Consider the following 16,381-nt stretch of genomic DNA (forward strand, 5'->3'; position numbering starts at 1 on the left):
GCTTATTCCATTTCTTTACTAGAGGAATCTTCAAGCATTGCTGTTTTTTCTTCTGATTCTTCAGCATCAGAATCCAGAATTAATGATTCATTACTCTCAAAAGATACTTTCAACTTTCTTAGTAGGACTTTCCCCACATCTTGAAGGTTTTCCTCTTTCATTAATTGTAATAATGAAATCTCACATCCTAACGTATTACTAATCGCAATTTGCAGCTCTACACCCACAAGCGAGTCAATACCAAGTTCTGTTAAACGGGTATTTCCATCAATACTATCAGGTGGGATTTGCAAAGTTTTAGTCAAAATATCAATTAAATTCTTAACCACAAACGGTAAACGTTCTTCTAATGGTAAGGCATTTAATTGACGTAATACTTCAGTTTGCTCATAAGAAGAATTCCCTAGCGTTAATAACTCTTGATAACGTCCAACTGAACGAGTCATCGGGAACACACCAAACCATTTAGACCAATCAATGTCCAAGACGCCAACACAAGGCTGATCTGCTTTCCAAAGCAAGGAAATGGTTGATAATGCTTCTTTAATAGGAATAGGCGTGACCCCAATGGTTTCAAAGTTTTTCGCAGCACGACTATCTTTTTGATACATACTGCCTCCATCAATAGCACCCCACTCAATCGCAAGCGCAGGCAAGCCAATTTGCTTACGATATTTCGCCAATGCGTCTAAGAAGAAATTCGCTGAAACATAGGCTGCTTGACCAATATTCCCAAGCAAATTGGTAGCAGAGGAAAATAGAACAAAATGATCCAATTCCATATCCTTGGTCAATTCATGTAAATTCCATGCACCTTGTGCTTTTGGCAAGATAACTTTTGATAAACGTTCATTATCAAGGTTAGTAATCACACCATCATCAATCACGGCCGCACAATGGAAAACACCTTTTAACGGCACATCCAATTGCGTAGCTTGCTCTATAACAGATTTAATACTGTTGTAATCAACAATATCAGCCTGCATTTGATGAACAGTAATATTATGTGAAGCAAGGATATCTAGTGCTTTTTGGATTGTCTCATCTTCTACTTTTAACGAACGACCAACCAATACAAGATGTTTAGCACCCATAGATACCAGCCATTGTACTAATTGTAATCCCATTCCCCCATAAGCACCAGTTACCAAATACGCAGCATTTTCTTGGACTGTTGGGATTTCTTTCGGAAGAGGATTAACCATTAAATCTGTAGTATCAGAGAAATCTAGAACGACTTTACCGATATGCTGAGCAGACGCTAACAACCTGAAAGCCTCTGTTGCTTTGGCTGCTGGCATAACAGTACAAGGCGGCATCACGATTTCTCTGTTCATGATATGACGCGTACAAGCCGCCAACATGCGAATAATTTCCTCTGGACGTTGAGCCAACATCCGATCCAAATCCATCGAACGGAAGGTTATATTTTCATTAAAGGCATGCATCGGTAGCCATTTGCCCTCAACAATATCTCTTTTCCCAACCTCGAAGAAATATCCGTATGGTGCCACCAAACTTAAACTATGTTGTAATGCTTCACCAGATAAAGAGTTGATAACAATATCCACCCCTCTTCCGTTTGTAACTTCCTTAACACCGTCAACAAACTCTAAATTACGAGAATTCCATACATGCTCACATCCAATATCACGTAGATATTGACGTTTCTCTTCATTACCAGCAGTTGCAAAGATTCTAGCTTTCCGCATTTTGGCAATAGAAATCGCTGCAAGCCCCAAACCACCAGAGCCTGAGTGAACCAGTATCGTTTGTCCTTCCTGAATATCAGCAATATCCAGCAAAGTATGATACGCAGTTGAATAAACAGTCGGCATTGTTGACGCTTCTGCATCAGGAATTTCAAACACTAATTCTTTACGAACACGTTCAATATCTTCTTCTGACAAATTATAACGGTGCGCTTCACGAATAGTAGAGTTTTTGTCCAAATGCATTGCATAAGACGTTTCAACAGAGAATGTCACGTGAGAAGCCAAGCAATCTTTTGTTGAAATAATCACGCGATCTCCAACATAATATCCTGCTGCTTCAGCCCCCTCACCAACAGCAACGATCCGTGTGGCTGCTTCCATTCCTAAACCATCTTGATGAAAAGTTCCCTTTACAACTGAACGGGGCAACAAGCCCATCACTTTTAAAAGATCTTTAAAGTTCAAAGAAGACGTAACAACTTCAACCTCAATATGGCCTGGAGGTGGCTTTTGTCGTTCAAAAGTTTCATAATGAATTTGATCCAACATCCCCGAACGTCCAGGAATCAAACGGAAACCAAGATTTTTTCCTTTGATTTCTTCGTATGGAATTGGGGTAACATTTTCTTGATGCTTATAAGGAACTAAACGTGAAATAAACCGTTTATCTTTTCTTAATGCAACATCATCCTCTACGTCGTCAGATAAAATTTCAGCTGCCAAAACAGGAATTTCAACTGCATTCATATTCCCATCAATATCAACCATTTTAGGTTTAACTTCTGGGCGTTCTAATGAAAATACACGAATGAACCCACGTAAAGAAGATTGCCCAAGATGTTCGATATTTTCGTCTTCAAGAACTTTCTCAGCACCATTCGTGATAATCACACAACGTAAGTTATCTGTAATGTCTTTATCTTCTAACGCTGGTAAGCTCTTGGTCACACATAATAACTCTTGTACCAAAGATAAACCAATAGCATCGTTATTCTTAGTATTATCTTTACGTAAATACACCAAGGCTCGACATTTTTGAATATCTACAAAGGAATAAAACGCCTTATAATCCTCTTCGTTGCCATAACGAATGTTGAAAATACTATCCGTTTCTGATCCAGATTTTTCTCCAAGCCTTCCTTGCAGGACAGTTAGTCCTTGGGATTCAAGCTCCGCAATCAATGGATCGGCAATAGCATCATTATCGGTGATAAGAGCAATACGCGCAATTTCACCCAATAATGGTGTAACTTCAGCGTCTTTCCATTCGTAACGATATAACCAACGTGCACGTTTGGCTTCTTTTTGCCTCTCAGTTGCTAATTCTTTGACGGTCAAACCTGTAATCTTCGCAACGGGTTCACCCTTTGGTGTATAAATGTAAATATCACCAATTAAGAATTCATCATCTCGTCTGACATTACCGCCATAGGCATAGAGCTCACCTTCATGACGACCGAAATACATCACACGTTCAATCGAAACAGGCACAAAGGTCGTATCAGACACCTGCTTTTCTGCACCTAACAATCCAAACAACTGAAATGCGCCATCAAGCAATGTTGGATGAATATAATAATCTTCGATCGTATCTTTTTCAGATTCTGCAATTTTTAAATGTGCAAATGCAACGCCGTTACCTCGATAAAGTTGTTTAATGGTTTGAAATGCTGGACCGTATTGCATTCCAAATTCATGCATCTTTTCGTAATAAAATGATACATCAACTTCTTCGGTAATTTTTGCTTTTAACGCCTCTATATCTTCTATTTGATCGCCATTCCATGGAGCAGTACGGCGTAACAACGCCGTTGAATATAATTCCCAATTAGGAGAATCATTTTCTGTGCGACCAAAAGCCAAAAACCGCCCAGTCAGTTCATCGACGGACCATGTGATATATGGATAAAATTTTCCATCGATCAACATTGCTTTTTTAAATTGAATATCTTCAACAATAGCTGGTTCTTGCATTTCCTTTGGCGCATCAGCAGCAAGTTGAGCATGAGCAGCGATTGCAGCTTCAATATAAGCAGCACCTGGAAAAACTTTCATTCCTTCAAGCTGATGATCGACAATCCATGGCATGAAATTAATATTCAGCTCAGACAACCAACCACGAGAACCTGACCAATCGACATTCCCCAGGACTGGATTAACACGCTCTGCCAAACGACGTGCGCGCAATTGTTTACTTTCATTTAAGTAAACTTCTTTTGCCCAACAATAAAATGGCAGATCAACTCTTTTACCTGAAACAATTTTATCCCAATCTAACTCTAAACCTACAGCAGATAGACTTGCCAAGGATTTAACCAAAGATTTCTCTTCTGGTTCAGAGCGATGGAACGTATAAGCTGTTCCAACAGAAGCATTTAAAGTTGCAGCACATTCTTTAACAGAAGCAGATAAAACAGGATGAGGCCCTACTTCTAAAAATAGAGAATAGGAATCATGGATCATCGTCGTAATTGCTTCGGCAAATAAAACTGTTTGTCTTAAATTACGATACCAGTAGCTTGCATCATGAAAGAACGTATCATCACAAATATGCCCTGTCACTGTTGAATATAAAGGAATAGTTGGAACTTTAGGTTCAATATTTTCAACCGCCTCTTCAAATTCATCGCGAATGTCAGCCATAATTGGATTATGATAAGCCAATTCAACTTTTAAGAAACGATTAAATTCAGAACGCTTCTCCAATTCAGCAGCAATTTTTTCGAGATTTTCCTTGCTACCAGATAGTGTAAAGGAACGAGGACTGTTAATCGCCGCAACGGCAACATCCCCTTCATAATCTTTGATTAATTCAGCTGATGCTGATGGGGGCATCCCCACAGCCAACATCGAACCACGTCCTGCAAAAGTTTGTTGCAGGCGACTACGATGATAAATAACCGTTGTTGCATCTTTCAGGCTCAATGCACCCGCAACATATGCAGCAGCAGCTTCACCCACACTATGACCAACAATCGCAGAAGGTTGAATACCATAAAGCTTTAATGCTTCTGCAAGGCAAACTTGTATTGTAAAAATACCTGGTTGCGCAACAGCAGTTTCGTGAATACGAGATTCTTCCTCTGTCTTTTGCAATTCAGCAAGAATAGACCATCCAGAAAGCTCTTGGAAATAACCATCAATTTCTTTTGCAATTGCTAAAGATTCAGCAGGTCCATTTTTTAGCAACCATTGCCCCATTCCCCACCATTGTGGTCCCATACCTGAAAATACGAACGCAGGCTGTGTTTGGGTTTTAATTTGTTGCTGACCAACAACGACATCTGGATTAGGTTTGTCTTGCGCAAAATCCTCTAGTTTCTGAGCAATCTCTTCCTTTGTTTTACCAAACGTTACCAAATGCCTTTGGAAGAATGAACGATGCTTTCCAACAGAATATGTAATATCTTCAATAGATGGACTATTGTCCGCTCTTAAAAATGCAGCATAAGCCTCGGCTGTTAATTTTAATGAAGGTTGCTGTTTTGTTGAAAGAGACAAGATATAGTTATCAGAAGGTAAATGCGCTTCTTCAGAATTGATTCTGGTTGCAACTTCTTCTTTACGGGGTAAGCGAATAATCGCATTCGCATTAGAACCACCATATCCAAACGAATTTACTGCTGCGTATAAGTCTTGTGCGGTCGTTGTTAACGGTACAACTTCGTCTTGTACTAAACGCAAATTCATATCCGTAAATGCAATATTCGGATTGGGCTCTTTTAAATTAGCTTGAGGTGGTACGGCTTTATGTTCAAGACATAAACAAGCCTTAATTAAACCAGCCACCCCCGCTGCTGCTTCTAAATGACCAATATTGGCTTTAACAGATCCAATAATGACAGGACTTTCCTGAGGGCGACTTTTACCAATTGTATTTGAAATTGCTTGCGCTTCCAGCGGATCACCAACGGGTGTTCCTGTACCATGAGCCTCTACGTAAACAATATCTTTTAAATCAATTTTTGCTTGTTCAGCTACTGAACGAATAAGCTTTTCCTGTGCCACCGCACTTGGAACTGTTATCCCTTCATTATGACCATCTTGGTTAATCCCAATACCGCTGATGACTGCATGGATCTTATCACCGTCTTCAATAGCATCTTCTAATCGTTTGAGAATGACAACGCCACAGCCTTCACCACGCCCATAGCCATCTGCTGCTGCATCAAAACTTTTACTTTTGCCGTCTTCAGCCATGAAACGAGCCTTAGCAACCAATGAACCTGACTGTGGGGTCAACATAATATTGATCCCACCAGCCATTGCCATATCGCTATCACCATCTCTTAAACTTTGGCAGGCCAAGTGAATAGCCGTCAATGAAGAAGAACACGCTGTATCCAAAGCCAAAGAAGGTCCACAAAAATCAAAGAAATAAGATAGACGAGCAGAGATCATTGTTGTTGAGGCGGTCGTCGCCAAGAAATTAGTTTCCACATTTCCTTCACTTGCATAATGACTGGATTGCATAATTAACCAGTCAGTTGCAAAAATCCCAACAAAAACACCAACTTTTTTACCCGCATAGTGAGAAGCAACCAGTCCTCCCTCTTCCATTGCTTCCCAAGCAACTTCTAATAGTACACGTTGTTGTGGATCGCATTGCACAGCTTCCTTTGGTGACATACCAAAGAATAATGGTTCAAATTCATCAATAGGCTGCGTCAGGAAGCTCCCATTTTTAAAGAAGCTTTTTGCAATCATTGTATTGTCTTTATCGTAAGCCCCTTTCCAGTTCCAACGAGAAGGCAATATTTCACTAACAGTTTCTTTTTTGCCACAAACAGCTTCCCAAAAACTAGATAAATCAACAATTCCACCTGGGAATCGACAACCAATACCAATGATAGCTATTTCTCCAGAATATTGCTTATCACCTAATATTTTCATGGGTATTCTACTTTCAACTTTTACGACTTTTGTACTATATAGTTCTTAACTTGATGTAATTGTATAATCAGCAATAACTATTTTATTTTTGCATTTTGGCATATTGCTGAGTTGCCGCCATACTTAATTGATATCGTAATACACGATCAGTCACATCTCTTGGAATCGTATCGACCCACATAGCTCTGACATTAGGTAAGTTGTGGAATTCACTTTCTAAAGCTTCACTTACTTTTTCCACATCAAAATTAACATCTTTAACGATTGCTAGCCATGGTTCAGGAACACCTTGTTCATTAGGCATAGCAAATAAAGCCGCATCTTTGACACCGGGTAATGATTGCACAATACGATCAATCGTGTGCGCATAAAATTTGTCGCCACCAAAATTATATAACTCATCTGCACGACCAAAAATGCGCAAGCCCCCGCGAATATCTAATATTCCTAAATCTCCAGGATAAAACCAACCATCCTTAAATTGGCGATTTGTAGCTTCTTCATCTTCATAAAAACCATTAACAAGCTCTGCACTCTTGACTCGAATATTCCCAATCTCACCAGCAGGCAACTCGTTATCTTCATCATCGACAATTTGTAAATCGACCGATGGTAGCAACCACCCTGCCATATCGTCATGTGTCATTTGTTCAACACGGGCACCGGCAATTAACCCAGCCTCACTAGTTACGTATAATACACGCATATGTTGTGTTAGCTTACGTCGAACTGTTTCTTGTAACGCTGAAGCAAAATATCCAGCCGAGACTACTAATCTTAAACCAGTAACAGAAGGAACGTCAGCAGGCATATGACTTAAAATATCTTCTAATTGTGACGGCGAAATAATCATTATCGATGGTTTTAGCATTGCGATGGCTGCTGGATATTGTTCTCTATCAGCCATGATAACTGAACCACACACATACCATATACTCAACACAGATAAAAATCCATGGATACTGCCTGTCCCTAAAGTAGGCAATAAACGATGATATTGTGCTGCATCCTCTGCACCTTCCCATTCAATATATTCTTGATGAGCATGGCGAATAACAGCTGCCTCAATCATCGGTGCTGTAAAATCGACTCTGTGCTTTTTCTCAGAAGTTCCCGCAGCAATTGCAACTCGTACCACACGATCACGTGGGAGTGCAAAACGCAAAGGCTCTACATCAACTCCATCTACAATTTGAGAATACCATTCCAAATCTAAAACTAAAACCTTAGCCTCGGTTTCTACATCAAAAAAAGCATCACTAATGATCAAATCTGGTTTTAAAACCGCTATTTCTCTGGCTGCAATTAAACTGTCATCACCCACAGATGCTGTCGCAACGCCAATGCGGCTTAATGCCATCAAAAACATCCAGTGAGGATGCATTTGCTGATAAGAAACTGCTACGACCTTCGGTAATGGGTTTAGCTTTTGCAATAATGCTGTTGCCAATCGATTAATATCCGCGTCCATTTTGGCAAAAGTAACCGAACCATCAAATGACAGCATTGCCTCCTTACCTGGAGCTATTCTCGCAACATGCTCTATAAACCGATCGTACATACTAAAAATCTCCACCATATAATAAGAAAAACTTTCCTTTTTGAAATTTCAAAAAGGAAAGTTTTAACTTAATTAAATCATATCATTTTTCATAGAAAAACCAAGTCTATGCGATTTGTTCTGCACATTCAATGATATCTACAAAATACTCTGCCGTAGTGGTCAATTCAATTTTTACCAACTTCACCTGATTGCTCATTTCTGAAACAACTGCGGGTAACGTTGCCAATCCTTGTGTCCAACGATCTGTTCTATTCAACTCAGCAGGGTGCCAACCAGAAAGACCAGTCATATCAGATGGTAAAATATCAAAAGACTTTTCGCCAAGCACGCTGATTTTAGCAACCAACACACCCAACATACGACGATCGTCTAAGAATGGACCAACAACCTCTGATGGCAACGCTGCTTTTGAATACATCGCAACCACACGGGCATTAGCAGGAACATAGAAGGAGTAGACATTTCCTTTGATATCAATAGGTTGAAGTTTTATTCCTTTTTGTGTAATCAAACAAAGATCTGGATTTCTTGTAATCTCTTTTTTGATTACAGGAGCATAACCTTGTTGTGTTGCACGACGATCCAAGCGTTGCCAAATAGGTTCCACTTGATGTCTTGCTACAGTCAATGGTGCAGCAGCATCGTTTTCCCAACTTTGATGTCCCGCATTTTCATCAAAGGTCAAATGCAGATTAACCGCATCACCATTAAATAAATGACGATCATCAGTATTTAGATAAGATTCTGTTGTTAAATTTTCTGACAACAATATTGAATGCTCTTCTGTCTCAATATGGTAAACAGTAAATCGATCCATAGATTTATCTACGATAATAGAACGTCCATTAACCAACATACGTGCTGGGATTAACCCACCATCAACATAGATTGTATGTTCTGGCGTTACCAGTAAATCGCGACAAGGCTGATTTAAACCAAACGCATGTGCCTTAATACAAACTGGATATAAGGTATCTTTATGTTCGTAATGATTTACATCCACATCCATATGACCAGCCCAAACAATCGTTTTGGTGACTTGTCGTCCGTCTTGCAACGTAACAACCTGATCTCCAACTTGTAAGTTTTCAACGGTTACTTCACCATCTGGCGTTAAAATATGAGTTCCCGTTACGAAACACTTAGTCAGCGTAATCGTATGCCCAGTAGAGCTAGAGCTATCATCTTTAATAACAACGTTAGGAACTGCACCTGCAACAGTCGGTGAATAATTGAATTGTGCTAAATTAACCCGTTGACCAGCTTCCGTGATATAGTCGACATATAAAACGCCATCTACAACACTTGTTTGGTAACGGTTTGGATCAAGATAACTATCACCAATCTCAAATACAGCCTCATCTGTTAAATCGAAGTTTTGTAAAGTGACTTTACCACTATTCTCTTGGATAGTACCTTCATATTTATAAATACCCTTTTGTGCAGCAGTGCCAAAATCAACAACATACTGATCAGAACTTAATGCTCTTGCTTTCTGACCACCAACAATAACCGTACCACCTTTGATATTAATGACAGGTTTATTGTTAGATCCTACACCGAATGTTGAGACTGAATCCACGTTTAAAGTTGCACCAGCAGCAACATTGATAATAACTTGCTTGGTACCATCTAGGGAAAGGCTACCAATATTAACATTTGCACCAGCAGTAATATCAACCGTTGTCGTCCCAGCCAAACTTAATGATTGTCCCGTAACTTTACCACTCAAAGTAAATTTAGCATCATTTATAAATGTTGCATTACCAAAACTAAGATCTGTTGCGTTACCAGTATTAAAGAAGGCACCAGTTGCATTACCACCAATAGTGATGTCCCCGATCGATCCTGTAGCACCATCACCTAACGTAATCTGATTTGAAGCACCATTCAGTCTCCATCCAGCAACACCATAATTAATCCCTGCACCAAACGTTAACGCTGGGCTGTCTGCATTCAGAATGATGTTCCTAGCATTAAATGCGGTTTTGTTTGCCCCAACATTAAATGTCGTTCTAGCTGCATTCAAACCAAAAGTGATATCACCTGCAACGTCAACAGAACCACCTGTACCAACAGCAAACTGGGTTGAGGTATTAAATGTCATACCAGAAGTGCCAACACTCAATGCAACGTCATTACCAAATGTCATCGTCGTTGTATTCGCACTGACAACAAGACCACCATTTAAAGTAACATTAGCGCCATTGCTAAACGTGAAAGTTTGTGAAGTTCCACCAACACTTAACGTATTCGCAACAACCTTCCCACTACTACCAATTGTAAAGTTTTGCCATTGACCACTGACCAAAATTGATCCTGTATCAAGCAATAATTGGCTGTTATCCCCCATTATGACTTTATTATTAGCAGCTGCAGCAGCGCCCGTCCCTGATCCGTTCAGCACATAATCACCCGTTAGAAGATGAATATATCCATTGTTATTAAGTTGGAACGTTCCAGATGTAAGGCTGTTGGTTAACCCGTTACTTAACGTAATGCTGGCAGAAGCACCCGCAGAGAAAATATTCCCCTGTTGAGTACCCGCTAATGTCGTATCACTACCAAGATACATTGAACCTGCATTTAAGGTAAAATTAGTACCAAAGTTCATTTGGTTAGCAGAACCTTGTAATAAAAAATTACCATTATGCAGATTCATGCTCGTTAAATTACCAAAAGTAAGCACTTCTGATTTACCAGTAACATTTAAGCCCGTGCCATTAGTTAGATTTTGCACAGCTCCATTAAAGGTTAAATTATCACCGAAAGTCAGTTTATTGGCAGAACCAACAAAAGAAGTAGCACCATTTAGATTTACAGTTGTATTAGATCCAAAAGATAGTGTTTGAGATGTACCTGATACATTAAAATCCTTAGCAGAAACTTGAGCGGTAGCTCCCATCGTAAAGGTTTGCCATTGACCACTAACCAAAATAGACCCTGTATCAAGCAATAATTGGCTATTATCTCCCATTGCAACATTATTGTTAGAAGCTGCAGCCGTTCCCGCACCATTCAGAACATAATCACCTGCAAGAAGATGAATATAACCATTATTATTAACTCTGAACGTTCCGTTAACTAAACTATTGCTTAGCCCATTAGATACCGTAATACTAGCAAGAGCACCCGCAGAGAAAATATTGTTACGCTGAACGCCACCTGCTGGACCAACACCAAACGACATTGTTGAGACGTTGGCCGTCAACTGATCGCCAAAACTCATCGCATTTCCAGAACCATTTAATAAAACAGCACCAGATAGATTTAGTTTAGTGTTATTTCCATATGTTAAGGAGGCTCCTGTCGTCAATTCCACTTTGGAAAAAACAAAGGGATTTACACCAGGCTTTGTATTTGATGCTACGAGAGAATAATCACCCACGACCACGGAGTTAGCATTTAATGTAACATTACTACCAAATGTAAATATATCTCTATTGGCAGTCGCCATCAAGTTACCATTGTTACTAATAACTGGTATATTTGCTAACCCAGTAGAAGTTATACCAGAGGTTAATGTAATAATATACCCATCACCAAATGTTACATTAGCACCAGAAGTATTGTCGTATACATAGTTATATTTAGTTCCACCCGCAGTAGAGCTGCTATTAACAAGCGGTATCTGATATTCTTGGTAAAAACGACCTGCACTAATATAACCAGCGTTTAAAATATTACCACTAGTACCACCACCATTCATTGTTAGAACGTTATTATTTCCATCTAATTCAATACCGCCAGAAAGATTAATTGTAGCACCTGAGCCAATAGTAATACTGTTATTATTTCCCGTATGATACCAAGAGTAGCTCATTGCAACCGGCGGACTTGACCGAGGATCTACCCCTGAGTAATCTTTTGCATAATTCCCCAGAGAAATTGTGCTTGCACCGATTTGTGCACCATTACCGATAATTAATTTATTTCCTGAGATAGCATTAGCAGCAGATCCATCAACTACGATCGCGCCATCGGATCCCAAATAAAATTCCAAACCATTATCGGACAAACCTTTTTGTGCCAAACTGATGATAGCGTTGCTGCCAATAGTCATAGATGCAGGACTATCACCAAGAATAGCGCCCGTACTAGTTACCTGACCATATCCAACAGATATCTCTAAAGCACGCAAATTAAAATCATCACCAGCCGAAATAACAGCACCAGCCTGCGCGGCAAAGTTACCCCAGTTCGCCTGATCTAGGTGGACGCTATTGGCGTTCCCTAAATACATTCTTGCATTGCTTCCAGTATACCCACCAGAATAGGCAGCACCCATACCACCAGTGATATTAAATCTGCCATTATTACCCACTGACATATAACCACCGGAGCCGACAAACACACCACTACCCGCTGATATACCTCCCCCCACATTGACTTGCAGCCCATCATCATAAGTTGCAGAGGCATTCATGAAAATACCAAGGTTACCACCGATATTAAGATGAGCATTCTTACCAAATTTGTTGGTTGTGGGATTTAATCCTGTCGCGGCATCACCAATAATCCCCCAGTCACCTACAACATCGGCACTTACGTTATCAGCAGCCAAAACGTTACCCGTACGTAGACCTCTGTCACCAGTACCCACAGCCTGCCCTGCTTGAGATTTATCGGCAACACCACCAACGTAACCATTGGCACTTAAATAAGACCCCTGATCCATCATAAAATTGGCGCTACCATCAGGTCTGTATTGAAGAGCAAAATTAGCCGCCCCATCAGTCGCACCCGCACTACCAATTAATAGACTGTTTCCAGCAGCGATTTGCGTCAAACCAGTACTGGTAACGCTTACCGCTGAATTGGTCTGATAAATCGCATGACCTGAACCATTAAAACCAATGCCAGCAAATGCAGTCACAGATTGCACTGCATTATAGGTGTATTTGTACGCATCCCCAACATTAGGAGCATTACTAATAGTAACACTATTTAACGCGCGAGCAACAGTACTAACGACATTATAGTCAGGCATCCCTGCTGTCTTAAGCTGGGCAGCCCTATTCAAAGATCCCGCATAGAAAGTTTGATCCAACATAGACGTTGCCGCAGCACTGTACATAGAAGTAAATGCAGCAGCATCAGACCCCAACTCACCTGCAGACACCAAATCAGATAAAGCAGCCGAACCATTACTGCTTAATGAATCACTACTTAATGAACCGCCGCTGACAAGACTGCCTGCGGAACTTCCCAAAACCAAATCACTTAATGAAGAAGAAACGTTGTCATCTGCTGCGACTGCAACAGTAGCCAACTGTTCATTACTTGATATTATATTATCATCAGACATTGAAATACCTTAAAACTAACTATTAACCCACTTTATTTTATTCAATTTCTGTATTTTTATTTATTATTATTATATTTATTTGTTTTATTTATTTTATTCACTTGGTGAAAATTTTAACCCGCTTATACCCGCAAAGATCACGATCTCTCTAAATCTGCCAAAACTACATCAGCAAATTCAGGAACACTAAGAGCGCGCCCTCCGACGTTCACAACGTCAAAATATTCATTCCATTCACTTTCACGTAAATGTTGTGCAATATGTTTACTCATTTCATTTAATTCAACAGACCAAACGACGTAAAACTCAGAGTCTACCACCCTAGGAATTCCACCATCAATTTGCCCAGCCGCGATAAGTCGCACCAAATTTCCGCCTGCCAAAGAAGACAAATTTACAATCATTCTTTGTAAAATTTGCTCTTTTACTGACTTAGTAAGTTTTCCCCACTTTTCTTTTGGTGAAAAAACTTGTGTCATTACATAAGCCATGCCCACCCCCTTTTAAAGCCCATACAAAATAAAATAGCTTAACCTACACATTGCAAGATAAACTATCCAACAATCATTAACATTACAGTTAATAAATGTTTATACACACTAAGTATATAGAACTTTATTAATAAAATCAATATATTCATCAATATAGATAAGGAAAACTTAAAGGTTTTAATTCTGAGTATACTGATTAAAAATTGTTTTTACTTCTTATTTAAAAATAACAACTTCGAAATGAATAAATAAAACATTGTAATATCAATAATATACTTAAACCGCGTGAATATGAACTTTATGCATACAACATTGAAATCTCCACCTCTACCTGAAAATTATTCCGTTTTATTCCATAGACTTACGTCTTGATTCGAACTAATGAGTTTAAGATAATGAGCTTTTACAAGCTCACCAACGATACAGCCAAAAACAAGAATATTTAGTACACTTTATCGTTGCATAATTGTACCACAATTTATGTTATTATAACCCCTCATAATTTCAATCAAAGTCATGATAAAATCCGAATATACAGCTTCCCATATCCAAATCTTATTTTAACTACGCGTTAAAAAGTGCCACATCTTGCCAAAGCCTCACACGATTCCTCTCGAAAATCATAGCCTCTATCGATCATCCCTTGGTTCGATTTTGATATATTATGCTTATAAATTTTTGTACACTTATTGGATCGCACCATGACGATAACCATTCTTAGCTAATAAAGACCATTTTAATTTGCAAGTACGTCTTAAGAGCTCCGCAAGAAACGGGCTTTAATCCTTAATCTGGCAACTTACAATGAGGTTGTATTTTTCCAGTAAAACGATGCCAAACCTGTGTTTCACCAAATAAACTAATTCCTAAATAGCCACGCAAACGTAGCTCATTTTTATTGGTAAGCCATATTTTAGCATTATAGGATTTTTCATCTCTTGGATCTAATATCGTCCCTCGCCAGCGTTTTCCAGATTTATCTTGCTCGAAGTCACGCAACATCAAGAAATTGCATTGTGAATGCCCATATTTGGTATCAGGAGGCATCGACGTTGTATATTGCATTCCAACAAAACGACCACATAATTTTTGACCACAAGCATAAATGTTAAAAACGCCATCGTTCTCTTTAGTAGCCCATAAACCAACCTCTGGAATAGTATTGACTGGTTGTGCTTTGACAAAAACAGCGTTACAGAAAGTAAACAATAGAATTATTAGAATGGCGATAAAATTTAGTGTTTTAATTTTGGAATATATATATAACATAAAATTTTACCGCCTTTACTTAACTAACCTGTAATTAAAAAATAAAGCTGATTAGACTGCAAGCAATTTTTGTAGTTCACCAGACTGATTCAACGCCATCAAATCGTCGCACCCACCAATCGCCTTACCATCAATAAAGATCTGGGGTACTGTTGTTTTTCCTCCGGAACGATTAATTGCTTCTTCACGTTGTGGAGTTCCTTTGGGAGCACTAATTTCTTGGAAATCTGCGTTCTTAGCTTGTAAAAGCATCAACGCCTTTTGACAATACGGACAACCAGGTTGCGTGTAAATTTCAACTTTAGCCATTGTTAACTCCTAATAAATACATAATATTATAAAACATAGACAACACATAACTACAAAACAAGACCTCTATATGAATTAAAATCTATTTTGTTACGTTAACTGACTTTTGCTGCTGCAATAATATCAATGTGTTTTGCGCCTGCCTTTAATAACGTTTCCACACATTCCGCCATCGTAGACCCAGTCGTCATCACGTCATCTACTAATATAATTCTCTTATTTTCTAGATACTGCTTATATTTTGGATGCACTATAAAAGCATTTTGGAGCAATACTCGTCGCTCTTTCTTGCTAAGGTGGCCCAAAACAATGGTCTCTTTGATGCGCATTAGTCCCATAGGCAAGACCCTAGTGTTTCCCTTACGCCCCAATTGCCATGCTAATAAAGCAGATTGATTATATTTACGATATCTCAACCTCTTTTTATGTAAAGGAACAGGCATAATATAATCTGCTTTTGCAATTAAATCTTGAGCGGATCGATACATAAAATATGAAAGGAATTGTAGGCTTTTTTGTTGATCGCCATATTTCAGAGGCATAATCAATTTTTTAAAACCCTCGTTATAGACAAAAGCTGCCCGACAATGTTGCCAAGGAACGTAAGAAGTATCGCAATCTAAACAAATATCTTTCTTTCCTGCTTCATCCTGCGAAGCAAATGGACGAGCACATAAACGACAATATGGAAGCTCTATAAAATGCAGCTGTTTAAAACAATGCGCACATACCTGTCCAGCGTCTAGCACTATATGATTACATATGAGACATCGCGGAGGTATAAGAAAATCAAGAAAATTTTGTAAAATTATTATTAATTTCCTTCTGCTTT

7 protein-coding genes are annotated in these 16,381 nt (G+C 39.1%); all 7 read right to left on the minus strand.

What is annotated here, in order from left to right:
- Positions 1–2: 2 nt before the first annotated feature.
- Positions 3–6,608, minus strand: a complete 6,606-nt coding sequence (locus PQG54_RS10245; RefSeq protein WP_271790408.1) for a type I polyketide synthase — start codon at positions 6,606–6,608, stop codon at positions 3–5.
- A gap of 82 nt (positions 6,609–6,690) precedes the next feature.
- Complete coding sequence (locus PQG54_RS10250; protein WP_271790407.1) at positions 6,691–8,187, minus strand: AMP-binding protein; 1,497 nt, start codon at positions 8,185–8,187, stop codon at positions 6,691–6,693.
- 88 nt (positions 8,188–8,275) lie between these two features.
- Positions 8,276–13,480, minus strand: a complete 5,205-nt coding sequence (locus PQG54_RS10255; RefSeq protein WP_271790406.1) for a Hint domain-containing protein — start codon at positions 13,478–13,480, stop codon at positions 8,276–8,278.
- Positions 13,481–13,617: 137 nt separating this feature from the next.
- Positions 13,618–13,971: a DUF6616 family protein gene (locus tag PQG54_RS10260; RefSeq protein WP_271790405.1), complete on the minus strand. Its 354-nt coding sequence runs from the start codon at positions 13,969–13,971 to the stop codon at positions 13,618–13,620.
- 786 nt (positions 13,972–14,757) lie between these two features.
- Positions 14,758–15,240, minus strand: a complete 483-nt coding sequence (locus PQG54_RS10265) for a DUF2147 domain-containing protein (protein WP_271790404.1) — start codon at positions 15,238–15,240, stop codon at positions 14,758–14,760.
- A 51-nt stretch (positions 15,241–15,291) separates the two neighbouring features.
- Positions 15,292–15,549, minus strand: a complete 258-nt coding sequence (gene grxC / locus PQG54_RS10270; protein ID WP_271790403.1) for a glutaredoxin 3 — start codon at positions 15,547–15,549, stop codon at positions 15,292–15,294.
- Positions 15,550–15,644: 95 nt separating this feature from the next.
- Complete coding sequence (locus PQG54_RS10275) at positions 15,645–16,364, minus strand: double zinc ribbon domain-containing protein (RefSeq protein ID WP_340163360.1); 720 nt, start codon at positions 16,362–16,364, stop codon at positions 15,645–15,647.
- Positions 16,365–16,381 lie beyond the last annotated feature (17 nt).

The sequence above is a fragment of the Commensalibacter communis genome (genome assembly GCF_947179015.1).
Taxonomy (GTDB): Bacteria; Pseudomonadota; Alphaproteobacteria; order Acetobacterales; family Acetobacteraceae; genus Commensalibacter; species Commensalibacter communis.

Coding starts and splice junctions, on each gene's coding strand:
- PQG54_RS10245 (WP_271790408.1), bottom strand. CDS start 6,608: ATGAAAATATTAGGTGATAAGCAATATTCTGGAGAAATAGCTATCATT.
- PQG54_RS10250 (WP_271790407.1), bottom strand. CDS start 8,187: ATGGTGGAGATTTTTAGTATGTACGATCGGTTTATAGAGCATGTTGCG.
- PQG54_RS10255 (WP_271790406.1), bottom strand. CDS start 13,480: ATGTCTGATGATAATATAATATCAAGTAATGAACAGTTGGCTACTGTT.
- PQG54_RS10260 (WP_271790405.1), bottom strand. CDS start 13,971: ATGGCTTATGTAATGACACAAGTTTTTTCACCAAAAGAAAAGTGGGGA.
- PQG54_RS10265 (WP_271790404.1), bottom strand. CDS start 15,240: ATGTTATATATATATTCCAAAATTAAAACACTAAATTTTATCGCCATT.
- grxC (WP_271790403.1), bottom strand. CDS start 15,549: ATGGCTAAAGTTGAAATTTACACGCAACCTGGTTGTCCGTATTGTCAA.